The sequence below is a fragment of the Rhizobium sp. BK289 genome (assembly GCF_014193575.1).
Lineage (GTDB): Bacteria > Pseudomonadota > Alphaproteobacteria > Rhizobiales > Rhizobiaceae > Rhizobium > Rhizobium tropici_C.
Map to the genome: position 1 here is coordinate 1 of NZ_JACHZO010000007.1, position 22,994 is coordinate 22,994.

Genomic DNA, 22,994 nt, shown 5'->3' on the forward strand with positions numbered 1-22,994 from the left:
GGGCCACCCCAGCGGTTCAAGCAGGAGGTCTCTCAACTACCGTGTAGAACTCGTCCAGTCCTCCACCGTAGGTGGAGGTTTATTTATCGATATAAAAAAGGGCCCGCAAACGCGGGCCCCGATGTTGTCCACCCGCAAGGCAAAGCCTCGCGGCGGGTGAAAACGAATTAGCTGTTGACCGAGTCCTTCAGGCCCTTGCCGGGCGTGAACTTCGGTACGTTGCGAGCAGGAATATCGACCTCAGCGCCGGTGGACGGGTTACGGCCCTTCGTGGCTGCACGGTGGGAAACGGTGAAGCTGCCGAAACCAGCGAGGCGAATGTCGCCGCCCTTCTTCAGTTCAGCCTGGACAGTATCGAAAACAGCGTCAACAGCGGAAGCAGCGTCAGCCTTCGTGATACCGGCCTTCTCGGCCACTGCGGACACGAGCTCATTCTTGTTCATGTTTCCACCCCTTTCTTTGGTATGAAACGACTTATCAGTAAGCGGGGCGCAAAATAGGAATGCTCTTACCCGCCGCAACCCCAAAAGCCCTGCAAATCAAGGAAAAGCAAGCACCGCCGTGCGCTTTTCACAAAAAAAGACCGGCAAAATTGCCGGTCTTTTCGCCTTTTGGATCAATTCGACAGAATTGAGGCGAAGAGCCTCAATGAGCGATGGTCGAACCGACTTCGTCAACGCCTTCAACGGTAGCAATTACAGGCGTTTCCACGGTGCCGTCCCATTCGATCGGCTCGGGCCGGCGAACAAGCGCGTGCTTGATCACCTCACCCATACGCGACACGGGGATGATTTCCATGCTGTTCTTCACGTTGTCCGGAATCTCCGCCAGATCCTTGGCGTTTTCTTCCGGGATCAGCACCTTCTTGATGCCGCCGCGCAGTGCCGCCAGCAGCTTTTCCTTCAGGCCGCCGATCGGCAGCACGCGGCCGCGCAGCGTGATTTCACCCGTCATGGCCACATCCTTGGAAACCGGGATGCCGGTCATGATCGAGACGATCGCGGTTGCCATGGCAACACCGGCCGACGGACCATCCTTCGGCGTCGCACCTTCCGGCAGATGCACGTGGATGTCGCTCTTGTCGAAGCGCGGCGGTTCGATGCCGAAATCGACGGCGCGCGAACGGACGTAAGACGCGGCCGCCGAAATCGATTCCTTCATGACTTCCTTCAGGTTGCCGGTGACCGTCATGCGGCCCTTCCCCGGCATCATCACGCCTTCGATCGTCAGCAGCTCGCCACCGACCTCCGTCCAGGCGAGACCGGTCACGACACCGACCTGATCCTCGCGCTCGGCTTCGCCATGGCGGAAGCGCGGAACGCCCAGATATTCGTCGATATTCGCAGCGGTGATCGCAACGGACTTGGTCTTGCCCTTGATGATCTCGGTGACCGCCTTGCGGGCGAGCTTCATCAATTCGCGCTCGAAGTTACGCACACCGGCTTCGCGGGTGTACTGCTGGCTGATCGCCATCAGGGCATCGTCGCTGACCGAGAATTCATTCGGCTGCAGCGCATGTTCCTTGATGGCCTTCGGCAGCAGGTGCCGCTTGGCGATTTCGCGCTTCTCGTCTTCGGTATAGCCGGCGATACGGATGATCTCCATGCGGTCCATCAGGGGTGCAGGGATATTCAAGGTATTCGCCGTCGTGATGAACATCACGTCCGACAGGTCATATTCGACTTCCAGGTAGTGATCCATGAAGGTCGAGTTCTGCGCCGGGTCCAGCACCTCCAGCAGGGCCGAAGACGGATCGCCGCGATAGTCCTGGCCGAGCTTGTCGATTTCGTCCAGCAGGAAGAGCGGGTTGGACTTCTTGGCCTTCTTCATCGACTGGATGACCTTGCCGGGCATCGAGCCGATATAAGTGCGGCGGTGACCGCGGATCTCGGCTTCGTCGCGAACGCCGCCAAGCGCCATGCGGACATACTCACGGCCGGTCGCCTTGGCGATCGACTGGGCAAGCGAGGTCTTGCCGACGCCCGGAGGGCCGACGAGGCACAGGATCGGTCCCTTGATCTTGGTCGCGCGCGCCTGGACGGCCAGATATTCGACGATGCGTTCCTTGACCTTTTCCAGGCCGAAATGATCCGCTTCGAGAATCTTCTCGGCATTGTTCAGATCGGCCTTGATCTTCGACTTCTTGTGCCAGGGGATACCCAGCAGCCAGTCGAGATAATTGCGCACCACGGTGGCTTCCGCCGACATCGGGCTCATCTGACGCAGCTTCTTCAGCTCCGCATCGGCCTTTTCCTTGGCTTCCTTGGAAAGCTTGGTCTTGGAGATGCGCTCTTCCAGTTCGGCCATCTCGTCGCGGCCTTCCTCGCCGTCGCCGAGCTCCTTCTGGATCGCCTTCATCTGCTCGTTCAGGTAATATTCGCGCTGCGTCTTCTCCATCTGGCGCTTGACGCGCGAGCGGATGCGCTTCTCGACCTGCAGAACCGAAATCTCGCCTTCCATGAAGCCGAGCGCCTTTTCAAGGCGAGCCTTAACGCTGGTGGTTTCCAGCATTTCCTGCTTCTCGGTGATCTTGATCGACAGATGCGAGGCGACAGTATCGGCCAGCTTCGAATAATCGTCGATCTGGCTGGCAGCGCCAACCACTTCCGGCGAGATCTTCTTGTTGAGCTTCACGTAGCTTTCGAATTCCGAAACGACGGAGCGGCTCAGCGCTTCCAGCTCGACCTGGTCTTCCTCCGGCTCGTGCAGAACGTGGCCGAGGGCTTCATAGAAATCCTCGCGGCCGGTATATTCGTCTATCTCTGCGCGCGCACGGCCTTCGACCAGCACCTTCACGGTGCCGTCGGGCAGTTTCAGCAGCTGCAGAACATTGGCAACGGTACCGACCTTGTGGATGGCGTCCGGCGCGGGATCATCATCGCTGGCATTGATCTGGGTGACCAGCATGATCTGCTTGTCCGAACCCATGACCTCTTCCAGCGCCCGAATGGATTTCTCCCGTCCGACGAACAAAGGCACGATCATGTGGGGGAAAACCACGATGTCGCGCAACGGCAAAACCGGATAGGCAATGCTCTCGTGTGCCGCAGACGTTTTCTTACTCATCTTATTTCCTTTCCGTCGTCCCGTTCCCGGGCTCTCTGCCGGCTGGGAGGGATTAGCCGGCTCTCTCACTTGGTAAACAAGTGGAGCTTCACACTACCTATTTCAAGTCATGCGAGACATGCCGCCGTCACACGGCAGCCCCGCTCGTTTACGAGGAGGAACGCAACAACAAACACGAAGCCCGGCCACTCAAAACAATCACCGGCGAAGCGGAATCCGAGGAAGAACACCGGGCTCATGCCCAACTCGCCAGATGCTCCAGAATCATTCCATGATGGCTGCAGCAGAGGCTCTTCACAACCGGTTTCGACCGCGTTCCTATAAGCTTATCCAAGACTTTATCAGCAAACTGCACGATTTTTCAAACAGAAAGGGGCCCGTCGACGACGAGCCCCCGATTCGTGATCGCAGATGCGGGCGTCAGGCCGTTGCGTTGGCCTTTTCTTCCTGCCGATCGGCATAGATGTAGAGCGGGCGGGCAGAGCCGCGGACCACTTCCTCGGAAATGACCACTTCGCGCACGCCTTCCAGTGCCGGCAGCTCGAACATGGTGTCGAGCAGGATCTTCTCCATGATGGAACGCAGACCGCGGGCGCCCGTCTTGCGGACGATCGCCTTGCGGGCGATTTCGCGCAGCGCATCCTCGTGGAAGGTCAGCTCGACATCTTCCATCTCGAACAGACGCTGATACTGCTTGACGAGCGCGTTCTTCGGCTCGGACAGGATCTGGATCAGCGCATCCTCGTCGAGGTCCTCCAGCGTCGCCAGAACCGGCAGACGGCCGATGAATTCCGGGATGAGGCCGAACTTCACCAGATCTTCCGGCTCCAGCTCGCGCAGCACTTCGCCGACGCGGCGGTCATCCGGTGCCTTGACGGTCGCCCCGAAGCCGATCGAAGTCTTCTCGCCACGGGCGGAGATGATCTTGTCGAGGCCGGCGAAAGCGCCGCCGCAGATGAAGAGGATGTTGGTCGTATCCACCTGCAGGAATTCCTGCTGCGGATGCTTGCGGCCGCCCTGCGGGGGAACCGAAGCCACCGTGCCTTCCATGATCTTCAGGAGCGCCTGCTGCACGCCCTCGCCCGAGACGTCACGCGTGATGGACGGATTGTCCGACTTGCGGGAAATCTTGTCGACTTCGTCGATGTAGACGATACCACGCTGTGCGCGCTCGACATTGTAATCGGCGGCCTGCAGCAGCTTGAGGATGATGTTTTCGACGTCTTCGCCGACATAGCCCGCTTCGGTCAGCGTCGTCGCATCGGCCATGGTGAAAGGCACGTCGATGATGCGCGCGAGCGTCTGAGCCAGATAGGTCTTGCCGCAACCGGTCGGACCGACGAGCATGATGTTCGACTTCGCCAGCTCGACGTCACCATTCTTCGATGCGTGTGCGAGACGCTTGTAATGGTTATGAACGGCAACGGAGAGGATCTTCTTCGCCTGCCGCTGGCCGATGACGTATTCGTCGAGAACCTTGATGATGTCCTGCGGGGTCGGAACGCCGTCACGGGACTTCACCATCGAGGATTTGTTTTCCTCGCGGATGATGTCCATGCATAGCTCGACGCACTCGTCGCAGATGAAGACGGTCGGTCCGGCAATCAGCTTCCGGACTTCATGCTGGCTCTTACCGCAGAACGAACAATAAAGCGTGTTCTTCGAGTCGCCGCCGTTGCTGCCGCTGACTTTGCTCATATCACTTTCCTTCCAGCACGCCGCCAATTTCCAGATCGAAATCGCGGTCCACTCAATGCGCCCGCCGGACCTGCCCCTCGTTTGCAGATCGCGGCGCCCTTCAGGGTACTGAACGCAGATCGGTCAAAGACCAGAACTGCGTGGCAACGATCCCCCTTCGAATGCCGAATGCCATGTCACAAAAACGCTACATAGCATGAATCTTACTATTACCGCGTTCCGTTCCACATTAAACCCCTATTCGATCACAAATGGGATAGAACTGTGGCGTAGAAGTCACCGCCTCGTGGATAAATCACGAGGCGCTTTCACCTTCTATTTCGGTACGCGACGTCAGCACCTTGTCGATAAGACCCCATTCCTTGGCCTCGTCGGAGGACATGAAATGGTCACGATCGAGCGTCTGTTCAACTTCCTCGTAGGTCCGACCGCAATGCTTGACATAAACTTCGTTCAGGCGGCGCTTCATCTTGATGATGTCGCGCGCATGGCGCTCGATATCAGAAGCCTGGCCCTGGAAACCGCCCGAGGGCTGGTGAACCATGATGCGCGAATTCGGCGTGGCGAAACGCATGTCCTTGTCGCCTGCGGCAAGCAGCAGCGAGCCCATGGACGCAGCCTGGCCGATGCAGAGCGTCGAAACGGCCGGCTTGATGAATTGCATCGTGTCGTAGATCGCCATGCCGGCGGTCACGACACCACCCGGCGAATTGATGTAAAGCGCAATTTCCTTCTTCGGGTTTTCGGCCTCGAGGAAGAGAAGCTGGGCGCACACCAACGTCGCCATATGGTCCTCAACCGGCCCGGTCAGGAAAATGATGCGTTCCTTCAGCAGTCGGGAATAGATGTCGTAAGACCGTTCCCCACGATTGGTCTGCTCAACAACCATCGGCACCAGAGCCATAGCTGTATCGACTGGATTTCTCATGTGCGTCCTTTATCAAACTTGCCCCGGCGACGGAAACGCCGGGAATCGGAGTAAAAATCCTTTACTCCTACATAGAGTGTCCCTGCCCTTCACTTCAAGACGCGCAAAAGCATATCGTCAAAAAGCAGTAATGCCTGCGGGGGCGTCGGCAAAGCATTTCTAAACACCGCGCCTCGAATGCCAAGATGCCATGGCGCCGCGCCACCGGCTGCCCACTGCATTTCCCGGCCGCAAGGTGAAGGAAGCATGAAAGTTACCCCGATCCGACGAGAATTCGAAGACACAAGTAAAATTTACCAACTCATTTAATGAACTTACCATCTTATTCGGCAAGGATGGGCCAATCGCGAGAATCGTTGCGCGTTTGTGCCAACGATCCGAAGGGAGTGGAGAAACACCCATCGTGCTGAATATGACCACGGGTCTGACCATCTGGTGCTCGGAAGCCATCACCCTGGCGACCGTACTGCTCTTCGCCTGGAGGCACGATCGCAAATCCCCCACCTATCTGATCTGGGCCATCGGATTTACGGTCAGCGCGGTTGGATTCGCGCTGGTGGCGGCTCGCGGCGTCGTTCCCGACATCTGGTCGATCCAGATCGGCAATGCGGTGGCGCTGCTCGGCGAAAGCGCATGGATTGCCGGGTTCCGCTTGATGGACAAGCGCAAGCTGGAATGGTCGGCACTCCTGCCGCCTGTCATCTGGGTGGTCGGCGTCAGTCTGCCTTGGGTCAGCGGCAATTTCGCCAATCGCGTCATTGTCTACGATCTTGCCGGTGCCGTCGGCGCGACCTTGCTCGCCTTTGCCGTCCACCCGGCCGATGGCCGCCGCGAGCCGGCGCGCGGGCAGCTCGGCATCGTCTTCATGGGCCTCGCCTGCTTCTGTTTCGGCTCGGCTCTCTGGATGGTGCTTGTAGCCCCCTCGCTGGAAGAGGCCATGATCTATCGCGGTTATATGGCGCTCGGCTACGGGCTGCTCATCATCGTTGCCATCGTTCTGAACGGCAAGCTGCTGATGGAGCGCGCCGAGCGTCGCTGGCGGGCGATCTCCATCACCGATGCGCTGACGGGGGTTCTGAACCGGCGCGGGCTTCAGGAAAGCTATGAGATTCTCGCCGGAGAAGGACAGCAACAGCGGCCACAGAAGCTCGCCGCGCTGCTGTTCGACCTCGATCACTTCAAGAAGATCAACGATCGCCACGGCCATCAGACGGGCGATGCCGTTCTGACAGAATTTGCCCGTATTGCCCGGCAGTTCGTGCCGCGCAGCGGTGCGTTCGGCCGAATGGGTGGAGAAGAATTCGTCGCCTTCGTTCCCATAGAAGATCAGTCCCAGGCCGAAGCCTTGGCCGAAACCATCCGCGCCGATTTCTGCCGTGTGCCGCTGCTTGCTGGGCGCACGCTGGTGCCGGCAACCGTCAGCATCGGCGTTTCGATCATGCCGCGCGACACCGTCAGCTGGGACCGCCTGGTCTCATTCGCGGATCGCGCGCTTTATGCCGCCAAGCGCGCCGGCCGCAACTGCACCATCGTCTTCAATGAAATGGAAACTGCGAAGGAGGCGGAGGCAGCGCCGGGCGCCGACGACGGCGAGCTTGTGCCGACCCTTGACGATCAGATTCATGCTCTGAGGCGCATGGGCACGCTCGCCAGGATGTGACCGGCTCGTTCGGCACATCCATCGCATGGGCTTTGGTTTGATCAAATCGCACGACTGCCCCGCAAAGGGGCCATCCTGAACACAAAAGGCGCGCTTCGGCAGCGCGCCTTCACAGATTACGCGGCAATCTCCGTCCGTATCAACCGTAACGACCGGTGATGTAGTCTTCCGTGCGCTTGACCTTCGGCGCCTGGAATATCTGCTCGGTCGCGCCATATTCGATGAGTTCGCCCAGATACATGAAGGCGGTGCTGTCGGAGATGCGGCTTGCCTGCTGCATGTTGTGCGTGACGATGACGATCGTGAAATCACCCTTCAGCTGCGATACCAATTCCTCGACCTTGGCGGTCGAGATCGGGTCGAGAGCCGAGGTCGGCTCGTCGAGCAGCAGGACTTCGGGGCGAATAGCGATGGCGCGAGCAATGCAGAGGCGCTGCTGCTGGCCGCCGGAAAGGCCAAGTCCGCTCTGGTGCAACTTGTCCTTGACCTCGCTCCACAGCGCGGTCTCCGTCAGCGCCGCCTCGACGCGGACGTCCATTTCCGCCTTGGAGATCTTCTCATAGAGGCGGATACCGAAAGCGACGTTTTCGTAGATGGACATCGGGAACGGCGTCGGCTTCTGGAACACCATGCCGACCTTGGCGCGCAGATCGTTCAGATCGACGTCCTTGGTCAGGATATTGCGGCCATCAAGCAGGATCTCGCCGGCAACCGTCTGGCCCGGATAAAGATCATACATGCGGTTGAAGGTGCGCAGCAGCGTGGACTTGCCGCAACCCGAAGGGCCGATGAAAGCGGTGACCGCATTCTTGCGGATATTCATGTTCACGCTCTTCAGAACGCGATGGCCGTTCTGATAGGTGAAATCGAGGTTCTTCACCTCGAGCTTCGCGAGCGCACCGAGATCCGACTGGGAAGCAGCGTCCTTCCCCTGTTGTGCGTTGACGCTCTGGAATTTGCTGTCGCTCATGTTCATGGTCTCATTCCTATCGTTCGACGGCTGCGTCATTGGCGGCGCCCACTCAGGACACGGGCAAGGATGTTCAGCGCAAGGATGGCAACGGTGATGATCAGCGCGCCGGCCCAGGCCAGTTGTTTGAGATCCTCGCCGGCATCGGCGGCAAGCGTGTTGATGGCAACCGGCAGCGTGGCGATCGGACCGGTCAGGCCCGTATTCATGAATTTGCTGTAGCCGGCAGTGAAGAGAAGCGGTGCGGTTTCGCCGCTGATGCGGGCGATGGCCAGCAGAATGCCGGTGAGAATGCCGGTCCAGGCGGAACGGTAGATCACCATCATCATGGACTTCCAACGCGGCGCACCGAGCGCGGCGGTCGCTTCACGAAGCGCATTCGGCACCAGCAACAGCATGTCCTGCGTCGTACGGTTGACGACCGGGAGCGCGATCAGCGCCAATGCGAGGATACCCGCGATGGCGGAGTTGCCGTGCATGGGCACGACCACGGCGCCGTAGACGAACACGCCGACGATGATCGAGGGTGCGGACAGCAGAATGTCGTTGATGAACTTGGCAGCCTCGGCAAGTTTGGTGCCGTTGGCATATTCCACCAGGTAGGTGCCGGCGAGAATGCCGATCGGCGCGGCGATCAGGATGGCGCAGCCGGTGACCAGCACCGTGCCGTAGATTGCGTTTATCAGACCGCCGCGCGAGCCCTGAGCCGGGATCGACATGGTGAACACGTCGAGGCTAAGCGCCGACACACCGCGATAAACCAGGCTGACAAGGATCACGCTGAGAAAGAATATACCGAGAATGGCCGCGAGGAAGGACAGGGCCATCATCACTTTGTTCTTCGTATAACGCCTCGACACGAGATTCTGACGAACTGCATTTTCCATGGTTTTTCCCTCAGAGCGAGTCGCCGCGGCCGATCATCCACCTCGCTGCGGCAAGCACGCAGAAGGAAAGGACGAACAGAAGCAGGCCGAGCGCAATCAGGCTCGACAATTGCAGACCGTCGGCATCGCCGAAGTTGTTCGCGATCTGGGCGGAAATGGTGGTGGACGGCGAAATGATCGACGATTGCAGACGGCTTACCGAGCCGACGACGAAGGTAACGGCCATGGTTTCGCCAAGAGCGCGGCCGAGGCCGAGCATGATGCCGCCGACGAGGCCGCGGCGTGTGTAGGGGATCAGGATGTGGCGGGCCACTTCCCATGTGGTCATGCCCATGCCGTAGGCGGATTCGCGCAGCATCGGCGGCACGGTGCTGAATACGTCGCGGGAGATTGCGGTGATGAAGGGCAGGATCATGACGGCGAGCACGAGGCTTGCCGTCAGCAGGCCGACGCCCGGGGCCGGCGGCTGGAACAGCAGGCCAATCACCGGCACCTGGCCGACCGTCGCGATCAGGAAGGGCAGGATATAGTTCTGCATCAGCGGCACCAGAATGAACAGGCCGACGATGCCGTAGATAATGGAGGGAACGCCCGCCAGAAGCTCGATGGCGGTGCTGATCGGACGGCGCAGGCTGCCGGGGCAAAGTTCCGTCAGGAATATGGCGATGCCGATGCCGAGGGGAACAGCAATCAGCATGGCGATGAACGAACTTACAAGCGTACCGACGACGGCAGGCACGGCGCCATAAATATCGGCCGGCGCGCTCCACTTGGTGCCCCAAAGGAACGACAAGCCAAAGGTCTGAAATGTGGGCAAGGCATCGATGACAAGAACCACGAGGATTGCCAGCAGCAGAAGCACGACAAGAACAGCCGAGCCAAGCGTCATCAAATAGAAAATCCGATCCTGGATTCGGAATTTTCTGGTCGCGGCGGAGGTATTCACAGCCTGAAAGCCCGCCATCTGAGTCGCGTCAGCCATCGATTTCCCCTTGTCCTGTCACGAAAGGCGGACAGGGAAAAACCCTGCCCGCCGCAATTTTCTCGCCTAGCACAAATTACTTCGTGCCGAAGTCCGTCTTCCAAGACTTCTCGACGATCTCGACAACATTGTCCGGGACCGCGAGATAAGACAGGGCGGCCGCGTCCTTCTGGCCATGCTCATAGGACCACTTGAAGAACTTCAGCGCTTCTTCGTTCTTAGCAGCGTCGGCCGGCTTCTTGTAGAGCAGAACCCAGGTCGAGGCGGCAATCGGCCAGCTCTTTTCGCCCGGCTGATTGGTGATGATCAGGTTGAAGTTCTTGGCCTTGGCCCAATCGGCGTTGGAAGCGGCAGCCTTGAACGTTTCCAGGCTTGGCTCGATAACCTTGCCGGCAGCGTTCTTCATCTTCGCAAAACCGATGTGGTTGGCGACGACGTAGGAATATTCAACGTAGGAGATCGAACCAGCCGTCTGGTTGACGGTGGTGGAAACGCCTTCCGAGCCCTTGGCTCCGAATCCAACAGGCCATTCAACGGCGGTGTTCGAGCCAACCTTTTCCTTCCATTCCGGCGAAACCTTCGACAGGTAGTCGGTGAAGTTGAAGGTCGTGCCCGAGCTGTCGGCGCGGTAAACGACGGAGATCGGCGTGGAAGGCAGCTTCACGTCCGGGTTGAGAGCCTTGATGGCCGCATCGTCCCACTTGGTGATCTTGCCGAGGAAGATGTCGGCCAGCGTCTTGCCGTCGAGAACGAGTTCGCCCGGCTTTACGCCTTCGACGTTATAGGAGACGACGATGCCGCCGGAGATCATCGGGAACTGGGCAATGCCGTTCTTCTCGAGGTCAGCGTCGCTCATCGGCTTGTCCGAAGCGCCGAATACGATGGTCTTGTCGAGAAGCTGCTTGATGCCGGCGCCCGAACCGACCGACTGATAGTTGACGACATTGTTCGTCGCTGCCTTGTAGCCTTCGGCCCACTTGGACAGAACCGGAGCGATGAAGCTCGAGCCGGCGCCCGTGATGTCGGCAGCCGAGGCCGAAACGGACATAGCCGCGATGAAGCCTGCAGTCAGGCAAAGCGAACGAAATTTCTGATTCAACATGATTGAACTCACTTCCCAGAGTGATGAAAGGGATGGCGGGCAGAAGCTGAGCACGAAGTATCCCATCGGTTAGGAACCCCACCTCGACCTCCTGGCGACAGTGATGGCTCTAATGCCGCATTGTTTCAGTTTGATGACAGTTTAATGAAGCGGCGGTGACACAACCTGTGGCAATCATCACGGTCATCACGGATCCGCACGGAACGGACCGCCGCGGGCAGCAGGCGAACGCGAACTTCATGTTTTGATTCAACGACGTCGTCAGAGACGGATCACATAATCCTTGCGAGTCGTTTCAATGACTTCCCAGATCCCCTTGAAGCCCGGCTTCAAGATGAGGCGGTCGCCTGCACGCAGATGAAAGGCTTCGCCGTCGTCAGCTGTCACAATGGAATAGCCGGAGAGAATGTGGAAGTACTCCCACTCGTCATAGACGATCCTCCATTTGCCCGGCGTTGCTTCCCAGACACCGGCATAAAGGCCGCCATCGGCCTCGTCGAGGTTCCAGGTTCGAAAAATCGGAGCTCCTGAAATGAGACGATCCGCTGCGGGCGCACCTGTCTCGGGCACCACGCCATCGACATCCAGTTGCAGATAGGTTGCCACTCAAGTCCCCTGTCGATCACGTTTCGCCAAGATCAAAAGCCCGCAATCACCATTCGGCGATCGCGGACCGAGACAACATGAAATACGCTGCGGTCAAAGGCGCTGTCGAGCTTTTTCGGCCTTCTTTCGGTTCAGGCTTCAGACTTTTGCGAGCGCCTGCTCCAAGTCGGCTATGATGTCCTTGACGTCCTCGATGCCGATGGAGAGGCGCACAACGTCCGGACCGGCGCCGGCAGCGACCTTCTGTTCGTCGGTCAACTGCTTATGCGTCGTCGAGGCCGGATGGATGACGAGCGAGCGCGTGTCGCCGATGTTGGCGAGATGCGAGAAGAGCTCCAGCCCTTCCACCAGTCCCTTGCCCGCTTCATATCCACCCTTCAGGCCGAAGGTAAAGACAGAGCCGGCCCCTTTCGGCGAGTAGCGCTGCTGCAAGGCATGGTTCGGATCATCCTCCAGACCGGCATAATTGACCCAGGCTATCTTCTCCCGGCCCTTCAGCCAACGCGCGACGGCAAGGGCATTGTCGGAGTGGCGCTGCATGCGCAGCGGCAGCGTCTCGATCCCCGTGAGAATCAGAAAGGCGTTGAATGGCGAAATTGCCGGTCCCAGATCGCGCAGGCCGAGAACGCGGCAGGCAATGGCGAAGGCAAAATTGCCGAAGGTCGCGTGCAGCACGATGCCATTATATTCCGGCCGCGGCGAGGACAGCATCGGATAATTGCCCGAGGCCGACCAATCGAACGTACCGCCGTCGACAATGATACCGCCCATGGAATTGCCGTGGCCACCGAGGAATTTCGTCAGCGAATGCACGACGATATCGGCGCCATGCTCCAGCGGCCGGATGAGATAGGGGCTAGCCATGGTGTTGTCGACGATGAGCGGCAAGCCGTGCTTATGTGCGATAGCTGCGATCGCGGCGATGTCGACGAAGGTGCCGCCCGGATTGGCAAGGCTTTCGATGAAGATGGCGCGGGTGCGCCCGTCGATCTGCGCCTCGAAGGTGGCGGGATCCGCTGGATCGGCCCAGCGCACCCGCCAGTCGAAGTTCTTGAAGGATTGACCGAACTGATTGACCGAGCCGCCGTAAAGCCGACTGGCGGCGACGAAATTGTCGCCCGGCTGCATGATGGCGTGGAAGACCAGCAACTGAGCCGCGTGACCCGAGGCAACCGCAAGCGCTGCCGTTCCGCCTTCGAGAGCCGCCACCCGCTCTTCGAGCACGGCCTGCGTCGGGTTCATGATGCGGGTATAGATATTGCCGAACTGCTGCAATCCGAACAGCGCGGCGGCATGATCCGCATCCTGAAAAACAAAGGATGTCGTCTGATAGATCGGCGTCGCGCGGGCGCCGGTCGCTGGATCAGGCTGCGCGCCCGCATGGATTGCCAGCGTGTCGAAGCCAGGATTGTTCGTCGGCATGATCTTCCCTCCCACCAAACTTATTGTGCTGGGAAGATCATAGCGGCCGGGACATGAAAGTTAACCGCGAACTTTGCCATGCTCTTCGGCTCACGGAAAAAACTTGCCATATTTCAGTGGGTTCGCGCGATAATCGGCCGGGGTCTGCCACGCTTCGTCCCGATCAGGCGACCAGACGCGGATATTCGATGGCCGGGCAACGGTCCATTACGACCCTGAGACCCGCCGCCTCGGCTCTTGCCGCCGCCGCATCATCACGCACGCCGAGCTGTCCCCAGATGACCGGTGGCCGCGGGTCGATCATGATGGCTTCCTCGACGACGGACCGAAGATATTCGGGCGCCCGGAACACGTCGACCATATCGACAGGCTCGGGAATGTCGGCCAGATGCGCATAGACCCATTGTCCGAGGATTTCCTTGCCGGCCTGCCCGGGATTGACGGGGATGACGCGATAGCCTCTGTTCAAAAGATAGGCCATCACTCCGTTACTTGGGCGAGCAGGATTGGGCGAAGCGCCCACAAGTGCAATGGTCCTTACCGATAGAAGGATATCGGCAATATAGGAATCGTCATAATTGTCGTGGTTCATCACGAAGCCTCCCACTTCGATCACACTTGCGTTTTCTCGCAAATATGGAAACCGCAGCGACCGCATCCACGTATATACTGTATTATAACAACTTCAGGGAGGATTGCTCCGATGAAAAAAATCGTGCTGTTGGGCCTGGCAATTGCTTCCGCCGCCACCCCGGCTCTCGCCATATCTCGGTATAATTCAATGTCCATGACCTGCGCCGAAGCGAGGGCCGTGATCAACCGCGAGCGCGCGGTCATCATGCGCTATCCGGCCAGAAGGACACCCAACATGACGCTTTACGACCGGTATGTCGCAAACGCCGACTCATGCGATGTCGGTTACTATGCCTATCAGGATTACCTTCCCACCAAGGACCGAGCCTCCTGCCCCGTCTATACGTGCCGGCCGGCCACCGATTTCGACGACGACGAATTGATTTTCCGACGCTGATTGCCATGCGCCAAGGCTGGCCATCGAAGATGCTCCAGCCCCTAGACACAACCAATGATTGTCATTGAGGTGGCATGCTATCGACATAGAGGCCTTGCGCATCATGTCCCACGCTTGCATTCAAAGCAGTTTTTGAAGCGTTTGCATAGATTCCCGCAGGCCGCGAAGTTACGTTCGCAGGAAATGCAATCTTTGTTCTCTATTCATTCGCATATAAATTAGAAATAACTCATGTAGTCGCGTTTGAAATGAGAACCGATTGCGAACATGGAAAACATGATGTCCCATAAATTATCCACAGAATAATTTTCGTGATCGTGCGGAGATATACCCTGAATCTCGGCGACTTTGCAGTTTCTATACTTGAGACAAGGTTTGTTTTTCAACGTGGCGTCCGCCAGCCATAGTGATATCAAATGGAAATATTTTTCATTATTTGCAGAATTAGCCGCTAAGTTCGATAGCTCAGCTGACGTTATGTCGCCTTTTGCCCACGATTTTCACCCACGCGGCTTTGCCATGACCCACTCCAGGCCTTTCGCCGACGGAGCGCACTGTCGTTTTTAAGTAAGTGGTGTCTAATGCTACTCACGCGTTCACAGGACATGCGATATTTGTTCGCGCTTCATACCCCAATAAATTAGCCACTTATAATGTGCGGAAGAGGGATTTGGAACATAGAAGGAACCCCCTTCAAATGCCGGCCGCTCGAATTTGGCCGAGATGAGGCAAGTCTTTATATCAGAGTATATTTCGTTGCTTTTTGATGTATTGCGGATCATATGAAAGCCTGACTCCCACAAAATGCCAAGCATCTGCGCCTGATCCGTTAATCTCCGAGGTTTTTCGTGTCTTTCGACGTTATCGCGCTCGTTCTTTTCGGCGCCCTGCTGCATGCGACGTGGAATGCGATCATCAAGGCCGGAACCGATAAATCGCTCGATGCGGCACTTGTGTCGGCCGGTGGCGCGGTTGCAGCGCTCCCCTTGGTGCCGTTCCTCCCCTTGCCGGCCGCTCCCGCCTGGCCGTTCATCGGCGCTTCGGCCATCCTGCAATTTGCCTATTTCCAGCTTGTCGCCGCCGCCTATCGCGCCGGAGACATCGGGCTCGTCTATCCGCTGATGCGCGGCGTGGCGCCGCTTATCATTGTCTCGACCAGCAGCTTCATCCTCAAGGAGACGCTCTCGGGCGGCGCGCTGATCGGCACGATGACGATCTGCGCCGGCATATTGACGCTGGCCTTCGAGGCACGGAAGGGTGGACGCCGGGCCATCATGCTTGCGCTTGCCAATGCCGTCGTCATCGCGACTTATACCTATGTCGACGGCGTCGGCGCCCGGATATCGGGCAATTCGGTTTCCTATACCCTATGGATGGCGCTACTGCCTCCCATTCTCCTTTTCGCCTGGGCGATCTCGCAACGCGGTGTCGGTGCGGTCGCCGCCCACATCCGGTATAACTGGTGGCGCGGGTTTATCGGCGGCGGCGGTTCGATCGCCTCGTACGGACTGGCATTGTGGGCGATGACGAAGGCGCCGGTGGCGATGGTTGCCGCCTTGCGCGAGTCATCGATCCTTTTTGCTTTGATCATCTCCGTCGTCGTCTTGAAGGAGCGCTCCAGCATCTGGCGCTATATTGCCGGCGCCATTATCGCCGCCGGAGTGCTGATTTTACGGCTTGGCTGACGGCAAAATGTGTGGTTTTACTATACCACAAATACAAGCCATTGATTTTTATGCATATTTTTTATAGTCATCCGATCTGGCGATATTGACCCAGGAGCCTAATCGCTCTATAAGCCGCCGCAGATTGCAGCCTTTCCGGGCTGCTTTCTTTTTGGCACGCATCCTTGCGCGTCAAACCAAGCAACAAGAAACGCCCAGACGCCTCCGGGCCAAGGGTCCTAAAAGAGAGTATGCAACATGGCAACCTTCTCCCAGAAGCCTGCAGAGGTGGAGAAGAAGTGGGTTCTCATCGACGCCGAAGGGCTTGTCGTTGGCCGTCTCGCTTCTATCATCGCAATGCGTCTGCGCGGCAAGCATAAGGCTACCTTCACGCCGCACGTCGACGACGGCGACAACGTCATCGTCATCAATGCCGACAAGGTCGTCTTCACCGGCAAGAAGTACGAAGACAAGGTTTACTACTGGCACACCGGTTATGCCGGCGGCATCAAGGAGCGTACGGCTCGCCAGATCATCGAAGGCCGCTTCCCGGAGCGCGTCGTTGAGAAGGCCGTCGAGCGCATGGTTCCCCGCGGTCCGCTCGGCCGTCGCCAGATGAAGAACCTGCGCGTCTACGCCGGCTCGAACCATCCCCACGAAGCCCAGCAGCCCGTCGTTCTCGACGTCGCCAAGCTGAACAAGAAGAACGTAAGGAGCGCCTGACAATGGCTGACCTCTCCTCCCTGAAGGATCTCGGCACGGCATCGGAAGCTGCTGCTCCGGTTCACGTCCGCAAGGTCGACTCGTTCGGCCGCTCCTACGCGACCGGCAAGCGCAAGGACGCCGTCGCCCGCGTATGGGTCAAGGCCGGCTCCGGCAAGATCATCGTCAACGGCAAGGACTACACGGCTTATTTCGCCCGTCCGGTCCTGCAGATGATCCTGCGTCAGCCGATCGTCGCTGCTGCCCGTGACGGCCAGTTCGACATCATCGCAACCGTTGCCGGCGGCGGTCTTTCCGGCCAGGCCGGTGCCGTTCGCCACGGCCTGTCCAAGGCGCTGACCTACTTCGAACCGGGCCTGCGCTCGGTCCTGAAGAAGGGCGGCTTCCTGACCCGCGACAGCCGCGTCGTCGAACGCAAGAAGTACGGCCGTGCAAAGGCACGTCGTTCGTTCCAGTTCTCCAAGCGTTAATCGCTTATCCGAGATCAGACATTGGAAAGGCCGGGGTTTCCTGGCCTTTTTCTTTGCGGCATTGAAAATGATGCAGATTCGCCAAGGCAAGGGGACCGGTTTTGTGGCAAGGTCCGACCACAAGCTAAGGGAGAGTTCAATGCATAGATTCGTCTTTCCGCTGCTGCTCCTGATCGTCAGCGTCTCGCCCGCCCCATGCGACGATGCCAAACCGGTCGAGCCTGCCGAAAGCGCCGCGGATATGCAGAGCATGAAGGATTTTCTTCAGGCGAACCCGGATTGCCGCGAGTTCAACGACAGCTGCTCCTATTGTGTCGTGACAGATGGGCGGGCCGACTGCTCGACGCCGCAGATCGCCTGCGTGAAAAAGGCGTATCAATGCACCGCCAGATCGGGCAAATAAGCGTCACGCATATTCGTCTGCGATTAACCCGTGAGGCACGCCATGAGCACGCACAGAACATCCCGTTTTGCGGCGACCCCCGAGCCGCCCTACTACATCGTTTCCTTCGCTTCGGTCCGAACGGAAGGAGACAATGGTTACGGCGCCATGGGCGAGCGCATGGAGACGTTGGCGCTGGCGCAAGACGGCTGTCTCGGGCTCGAAAGCGCGAGAGGCGCCGATGGCTTCGGCATCACCAACTCCTTCTGGCGGGACGAGGAAAGCATTCTTGCCTGGAAGAATGTGGTGTCGCATCTGGCCGCGCAAAAACTCGGGCGCGAGCGCTGGTACGAACAATACAAGGTTCGCATAGGACGAATAGAACGGGCCTATGATTTCCAGCTGAACAAAGGAGATACTCTTGCCGAGCACGTCGATTGACCATGCCTTCACGGCGACCAGCCTGACCTCTGCGGCCAGCGACCCGACCTTCGCAGGCGCGCTCTCCTTCATGCGCCGCCGCTTTTCCAAGTTGCTTGATGGCGTCGATGCAGTGGTGTGGGGCATTCCCTTCGATGCCGCGACCTCCAACCGGCCGGGAACGCGCTTCGGTCCGCAGGCAATCCGTCGTGCTTCGGCGATCTTCGACAATGATCCGCAATATCCCTTCAACCGCGATCTCTTCGCCGAGATGGCCGTCATCGACTATGGCGACTGCCTGCTCGACTATGGCAATCATCAGGATACGCCGGCAGCGATCGAGCGGCAGGCAAGGACGATCCTCGACAGTGGCGCCTTCTTGCTGACCCTCGGCGGCGATCACTTCATCACCTGGCCGCTGTTGAAGGCGCATGTCGCCAGGCACGGGCCGCTGGCGCTGGTGCAGTTCGACGCCCATCAGGATACGTGGTTCGATGACGGCGGACGCATCGATCACGGATCCTTCGTCGCCCGCGCCGTGCGTGAGGGGCTGATCGATCCGGACCGCTCCCTCCAGATCGGCATCCGCACGCATGCGCCTGACGATTTCGGCATCCAGATTCTTTACGGCCACCAGGTCGAGGAGATGAGCGCCGCCGATATCGCCTCTACGATCATCTCCCATACCAAGGGTGCGCCGACCTACCTGACCTTCGACATCGACTGCCTCGACCCCGCCTATGCGCCGGGCACGGGAACGCCGGTCGCCGGAGGTCCCTCCAGCGCCAAGATCCTGTCGGTGCTGCAGAGACTGCATCAGCTCGACATCAGGGGTGCCGATGTCGTCGAGGTCTCGCCCGCCTATGATCACGCCGACATCACCGCCATTGCGGGCGCGACCGTGGCGATGTATATGCTCGGTCTCCACGCCGAACGACGTGCGAGCGGTCGCTGACGCACGATTTCGGAACAGCGCGGCGGTTTTTGAAGACCGTCGTGCTGCCTCCGAAGCGGCCGTTATGAAATTGAATCAACTGCATGGCAAACTGAGTCCGGAAACACTCTCAACCTATTGAAAGAGCGGGAATACGATGGCACCGAAGATTTTCATCGATGGCGAACACGGCACCACGGGCTTGCAGATCCGCACGCGCATGGCCGACCGCCGCGATGTCGAGCTTTTGTCCATTCCGGAAGCCGAGCGGCGCAATGCCGCCATGCGCGAGGACATGCTGAACAGCGCCGATATCGCCATTCTCTGCCTGCCCGACGATGCGTCGAAGGAAGCGGTAAAGATGGTGGCTGCCAACAATAATGTTCGCGTCATCGACACCTCGACGGCCTTTCGTATCCACCCCGATTGGGCCTATGGCTTCGCGGAAATGGACAAGGATCAGGGCGATCGGATCAAGTCTTCGCGTTTCGTCGCCAATCCCGGCTGCTATCCGACGGGTGCGATCGGCCTCATCCGGCCGCTGCGCGCCGCCGGCATTATTCCGGCGGACTATCCCGTGACGGTCAACGCCGTTTCCGGCTACACCGGCGGCGGCAAGCAGCTGATCGCGCAGATGGAAAATCCGGATCATCCGGATGCGATCGCCGCGCCGCACTTCCTCTACGGGCTGCCGCTGACCCACAAGCACGTGCCCGAGATGACGACGCATGGCCTGCTCGACCGGGCACCGATCTTTTCGCCATCCGTGGGGCGTTTCCCCCAGGGTATGATCGTGCAGGTGCCGCTGCATCTCGGCGATCTGGCGGAGGGTGCAACGCTCGAAAGCATCCATGCTGCGCTCGTCGAGCATTATGCCGGCCAGGATATCGTCCAGGTCGTCTCGCTCGATGAGAGCCGCGCCCTTCCCCGCGTCAATGCCGTCGAACTTGCCGGCCAAGACACGATGAAGCTCTTCGTCTTCGGCACGCCGGGCGGCGCGCAGGTCAATCTGGTGGCGCTGCTCGATAATCTCGGCAAGGGCGCATCGGGTGCAGCCGTGCAGAACATGGATCTGATGCTCGGCGCTTAAATCGCCCGACACAGGTGACGCTTCACCAACCCGGCCCGTCCTCCGCAAAGGATCGACAAGGCCGGGTTTTCTTATATCGGCAGCAGCCCATTCGCGATTTCAAGCGCACAAATCCGCTCAGCCTTATTTCCGCCTTCTCACTAAATTAGCTGGCACTGCACGGAAATGTGATCGGCCATGAGGCTCCGCGACCAATTGGCGGGCGGATTTGCTCTTTAACGGCTTCACTGACTGAACGAACAGGGCGTTCAAAGCTATCCCTTTTTTCAATGAATATCCGAGAATGAACCATCGTAAAGGAATTGGTTACCATAATTCGGCATGCTTCCAGACAGTCGGCAAGTCGGCGGCCGGACGCGGCTTTCGCGTTAGGGCGCGTGTGCGTTTTTGAGCCGGCGTGGTGTCTGTGTAGTTTGGATAACGAGTATCATGGCGTTTGCGACCGAGACCTTCGGTAACTTCAATTCGCGTTCCGGCTACGCCCCGCGATCGAAAAAATCCTTCCGAATCCGTCCCGGTACCTTGGCAACCGGCGCTGCCGTAGCGGCTTTCGCCTGGATTGCCGCGACGCTCATGACAACGCAATCGATGGTGCTGTCGCTTCCCGGCGCGGCTTCGTCCGACAATTTCCTTGCGCCGCGCGCCTCGGCCTTCATTGTCCCGCAAAACCATGTGATGCGTCCCGCCCATCTCGCCGCGCAGACGACATCGCTGCATGGACAGAGCCGTTTCGGCGGCATGGCTGACGCAGAAGTTCAAGCGAAAGCCGCCGGCGCGGACGCGGTTCGCTTGCAACTGGCGAATGCCCTGGCGCAGCAGGCCTCCGAGATCAAGCAGGCACAAAACGCGGCGGCAAGCATCAAAAGCGGCCGTATCGAAGTAGCCGCTGCTCCGCCGGAGACGATCGACCGTCTGCGTAAAGTAATCGCCGTAAACTTCGCTATCGCCGTGCAGCAGCTGAACCAGGTGAAATATGCCGCGGCCCTGAGACCGGCTGCAAGCCCCGTAAACACGACCGCGCAGCCGGCTGCCATTGCCGCGGCAGCACCCGCGGTGAGCCTGCCTGCCGTTGCCGAAGCGAAGCCATTGCCCGCCAAGGATGCCGACATTGCCGTGGCCGAGGCCGTGCTCAACGTCATCCCCGTGGCCCGCCCTGCCCGCGAAACACCGGTAGAGCGCGCCGGCGCCACCGCCGCTATCGCCAAGGCAACGGGCAACGACACTGCGGCTCAGCCGTCATCGCGCTTGATGGCCTATGCGGATCCGGACGACAGTTCCGTGCGCAAGACGAAGCCCTTCATCAATCCCTTCGCTGCCATCAGCCCCGGCGCAGGCACTGCGATCTACGATATCGAGGCGAAGACCGTCTATCTGCCGAGCGGCGAGCGCCTCGAGGCCCATTCCGGCCTCGGTCTGATGCGTGACAATCCCCGCTATGTCGACCGCAAGAATACCGGCCCGACGCCGCCCGAAACTTATAATCTGACCTATAGGGAAAGCCTGTTTCACGGTGTGCAGGCGCTGCGCCTGACACCTGCAAACGGCGCCCGCATCTACGGCCGCGACGGCTTGCTGGCTCACACCTACATGCTCAGAGGAGGTCGTGCCGAATCGAATGGCTGCGTGGTCTTCAAGGATTACAACCGCTTTCTGGCCGCCTTCAAGCGTGGCGAAATCAAGCGTCTGAAAGTGGTCCCGCGCGTGTCGTCGGCTGCAAGCGTCGCCTCGGCGCGCTAAAGGGATCGAGGCGCGGCACGCCTCAATTTCCCACGACAATCGACGTCTGATGCGGCAGTTCGCCGTAGAAACCACGCCAGTTGGCAATGGCGAAGCCGAAGACGATCAAGGCGCCTGCCTGATGCGCAAGGGCCAGATCGAGCGGCACATGCAGCAGCAGGGTCGAAATGCCGAGGATCGCCTGGATCAGCACCAGCACGAACACGACGACGGAGCGGCGCGCATGCGTGGTTTGCGGCGCTGCCCGCACCGAGATGATCATGTTGAAGGCGACGACGATGAACAGCGCATAGGCGCCGAGACGGTGGACGAACTGGACCGTCTTCGGGTTCTCGAAGAAATTGATCCAGCCCGGCGACTGTATGAAGAGGTCTCCAGGTACGATAGCGCCGTCCATCAGCGGCCAGGTATTATAGGAGAGGCCGGCATCGAGGCCGGCGACCAGTGCGCCGAGATAGATCTGGAACAGCGCCATGAAGGCGATGAGACCGGCAAGCATCGCCGAATAACGCGTCGGCGGCGGTTCGTTCGAATGCGGCGACAAGGCGCGCATGAACCACATGCAGGCGGCGAAGATCAGACAGGCGGTGACGAGATGGGTGGCCAGGCGATATTGGCTGACATCGGTGCGCGCTTCCAGGCCTGAAGAGACCATCCACCAGCCGATCGCCCCCTGAAGACCGCCAAGCACGAAAATGCCGGCCAGCGGCAGCCAGAGCTTCCGTTCGACACGGCCGGTCAGAACGAAGAACAGCAACGGCACGCCAAAGATGATGCCGATGGTGCGCGCCAGCAGACGATGCGCCCACTCCCACCAGAAAATGGTCTTGAACTCGTCGACCGTCATGTCCTTGTTCAGGATCTGGAATTGCGGGATGCGTTTGTAGAGGGTGAACTCCTCTTCCCATTCCTGCGCATTCAGCGGCGGGATGACGCCGTGGATCGGCTGCCATTGCGTGATCGACAGGCCTGAATTGGTAAGGCGCGTCGCCCCACCCACCAGCACGAGGCCGAACAGAACCAGAAGCACGCAGGCAAGCCAGATGCGGATGGCGCGGCGATTGCGGTCCTGACGGGCCACTTCCTTCAAAATCGCCTGTTCGGTCGTAAAATTAGTGGCGGCCATGGCTTCTCCCTTCGATCAGGCTGTTGATTTGCCCGATAGGGGCGTGCAAAACAAGTCCCGGGAGTTTGCGGCATGCCGTCGCGGCATGTCGTCGTCA

Annotated in this window: 22 protein-coding genes; 10 read left to right on the top strand and 12 right to left on the bottom strand. The window is 59.2% G+C overall.

Going from position 1 to position 22,994, the window contains the following annotated elements; genetic code table 11:
• Window positions 1-167 precede the first annotated feature (167 nt).
• The 4 genes from hupB to clpP form a co-directional block, all read right to left on the bottom strand.
• Complete coding sequence (hupB, locus tag FHT84_RS14660) at window positions 168-443, bottom strand: DNA-binding protein HupB (RefSeq protein WP_015339480.1); 276 nt, start codon at window positions 441-443, stop codon at window positions 168-170.
• 202 nt (window positions 444-645) lie between these two features.
• Window positions 646-3,066, bottom strand: a complete 2,421-nt coding sequence (gene lon / locus FHT84_RS14665) for an endopeptidase La (RefSeq protein WP_112344191.1) — start codon at window positions 3,064-3,066, stop codon at window positions 646-648.
• Window positions 3,067-3,486: 420 nt separating this feature from the next.
• Window positions 3,487-4,764 carry an ATP-dependent Clp protease ATP-binding subunit ClpX gene (clpX, locus tag FHT84_RS14670; RefSeq protein WP_047627083.1) on the bottom strand — a complete coding sequence of 426 codons (1,278 nt, stop codon included), beginning with the start codon at window positions 4,762-4,764 and terminating at the stop codon, window positions 3,487-3,489.
• 295 nt (window positions 4,765-5,059) lie between these two features.
• On the bottom strand, window positions 5,060-5,692 hold the full coding sequence (gene clpP, locus FHT84_RS14675; RefSeq protein ID WP_004122396.1) for an ATP-dependent Clp endopeptidase proteolytic subunit ClpP: 633 nt from the start codon (window positions 5,690-5,692) through the stop codon (window positions 5,060-5,062).
• A gap of 412 nt (window positions 5,693-6,104) precedes the next feature.
• On the opposite strand from clpP, the gene FHT84_RS14680 reads away from it, so the two are divergent.
• On the top strand, window positions 6,105-7,352 hold the full coding sequence (locus FHT84_RS14680; protein ID WP_210278870.1) for a GGDEF domain-containing protein: 1,248 nt from the start codon (window positions 6,105-6,107) through the stop codon (window positions 7,350-7,352).
• 139 nt (window positions 7,353-7,491) lie between these two features.
• Here the strand turns inward: FHT84_RS14680 and pstB are convergent, their stop codons facing one another.
• The 7 genes from pstB to FHT84_RS14715 all read right to left on the bottom strand — a co-directional run bounded on the left by pstB (window position 7,492) and on the right by FHT84_RS14715 (window position 13,913).
• Complete coding sequence (gene pstB / locus FHT84_RS14685; protein ID WP_113250623.1) at window positions 7,492-8,328, bottom strand: phosphate ABC transporter ATP-binding protein PstB; 837 nt, start codon at window positions 8,326-8,328, stop codon at window positions 7,492-7,494.
• A gap of 29 nt (window positions 8,329-8,357) precedes the next feature.
• Complete coding sequence (gene pstA / locus FHT84_RS14690) at window positions 8,358-9,209, bottom strand: phosphate ABC transporter permease PstA (protein WP_095434489.1); 852 nt, start codon at window positions 9,207-9,209, stop codon at window positions 8,358-8,360.
• A gap of 10 nt (window positions 9,210-9,219) precedes the next feature.
• Entirely contained in the window at window positions 9,220-10,191 is a 972-nt protein-coding gene (gene pstC, locus FHT84_RS14695; protein WP_095434488.1) for a phosphate ABC transporter permease subunit PstC, read from the bottom strand.
• 76 nt (window positions 10,192-10,267) lie between these two features.
• Window positions 10,268-11,239 (bottom strand): phosphate ABC transporter substrate-binding protein PstS, encoded by a 972-nt coding sequence (gene pstS / locus FHT84_RS14700; RefSeq protein WP_246698549.1) that lies wholly within the window; start codon window positions 11,237-11,239, stop codon window positions 10,268-10,270.
• A 315-nt stretch (window positions 11,240-11,554) separates the two neighbouring features.
• On the bottom strand, window positions 11,555-11,899 hold the full coding sequence (locus FHT84_RS14705) for a cupin domain-containing protein (protein ID WP_113250625.1): 345 nt from the start codon (window positions 11,897-11,899) through the stop codon (window positions 11,555-11,557).
• Window positions 11,900-12,037: 138 nt separating this feature from the next.
• Window positions 12,038-13,321: an O-acetylhomoserine aminocarboxypropyltransferase gene (locus FHT84_RS14710; protein WP_113250626.1), complete on the bottom strand. Its 1,284-nt coding sequence runs from the start codon at window positions 13,319-13,321 to the stop codon at window positions 12,038-12,040.
• 163 nt (window positions 13,322-13,484) lie between these two features.
• Complete coding sequence (locus tag FHT84_RS14715) at window positions 13,485-13,913, bottom strand: CoA-binding protein (RefSeq protein WP_112344184.1); 429 nt, start codon at window positions 13,911-13,913, stop codon at window positions 13,485-13,487.
• A 111-nt stretch (window positions 13,914-14,024) separates the two neighbouring features.
• Here FHT84_RS14715 and FHT84_RS14720 point away from each other — a divergent pair, with 111 nt between their 5' ends.
• The 9 genes from FHT84_RS14720 to FHT84_RS14760 all read left to right on the top strand — a co-directional run bounded on the left by FHT84_RS14720 (window position 14,025) and on the right by FHT84_RS14760 (window position 21,771).
• Window positions 14,025-14,351, top strand: a complete 327-nt coding sequence (locus FHT84_RS14720) for a hypothetical protein (protein ID WP_113250627.1) — start codon at window positions 14,025-14,027, stop codon at window positions 14,349-14,351.
• A gap of 848 nt (window positions 14,352-15,199) precedes the next feature.
• Complete coding sequence (locus FHT84_RS14725; RefSeq protein WP_113250628.1) at window positions 15,200-16,036, top strand: EamA family transporter; 837 nt, start codon at window positions 15,200-15,202, stop codon at window positions 16,034-16,036.
• Between the two features lie 237 nt (window positions 16,037-16,273).
• On the top strand, window positions 16,274-16,738 hold the full coding sequence (gene rplM / locus FHT84_RS14730; protein WP_004122374.1) for a 50S ribosomal protein L13: 465 nt from the start codon (window positions 16,274-16,276) through the stop codon (window positions 16,736-16,738).
• A gap of 2 nt (window positions 16,739-16,740) precedes the next feature.
• A complete protein-coding gene (rpsI, locus tag FHT84_RS14735) occupies window positions 16,741-17,208 on the top strand; it encodes a 30S ribosomal protein S9 (protein WP_112344181.1) in 468 nt (155 codons plus the stop codon).
• Between the two features lie 67 nt (window positions 17,209-17,275).
• Window positions 17,276-17,611: a hypothetical protein gene (locus FHT84_RS14740; RefSeq protein ID WP_162737024.1), complete on the top strand. Its 336-nt coding sequence runs from the start codon at window positions 17,276-17,278 to the stop codon at window positions 17,609-17,611.
• 42 nt (window positions 17,612-17,653) lie between these two features.
• Window positions 17,654-18,031: an antibiotic biosynthesis monooxygenase gene (locus tag FHT84_RS14745; protein WP_113250630.1), complete on the top strand. Its 378-nt coding sequence runs from the start codon at window positions 17,654-17,656 to the stop codon at window positions 18,029-18,031.
• On the top strand, window positions 18,012-18,965 hold the full coding sequence (speB, locus tag FHT84_RS14750; protein ID WP_113250631.1) for an agmatinase: 954 nt from the start codon (window positions 18,012-18,014) through the stop codon (window positions 18,963-18,965). The genes FHT84_RS14745 and speB overlap by 20 nt, the downstream gene beginning before the upstream one ends.
• A 136-nt stretch (window positions 18,966-19,101) precedes the next feature.
• Complete coding sequence (gene argC / locus FHT84_RS14755) at window positions 19,102-20,034, top strand: N-acetyl-gamma-glutamyl-phosphate reductase (RefSeq protein ID WP_183763200.1); 933 nt, start codon at window positions 19,102-19,104, stop codon at window positions 20,032-20,034.
• A 429-nt stretch (window positions 20,035-20,463) separates the two neighbouring features.
• A complete protein-coding gene (locus tag FHT84_RS14760) occupies window positions 20,464-21,771 on the top strand; it encodes a DUF2778 domain-containing protein (protein WP_183763196.1) in 1,308 nt (435 codons plus the stop codon).
• A gap of 22 nt (window positions 21,772-21,793) precedes the next feature.
• Here FHT84_RS14760 and FHT84_RS14765 read toward each other — a convergent pair whose 3' ends face one another.
• Window positions 21,794-22,897: a COX15/CtaA family protein gene (locus FHT84_RS14765; RefSeq protein ID WP_183763193.1), complete on the bottom strand. Its 1,104-nt coding sequence runs from the start codon at window positions 22,895-22,897 to the stop codon at window positions 21,794-21,796.
• Between the last annotated feature and the right edge of the window lie 97 nt (window positions 22,898-22,994).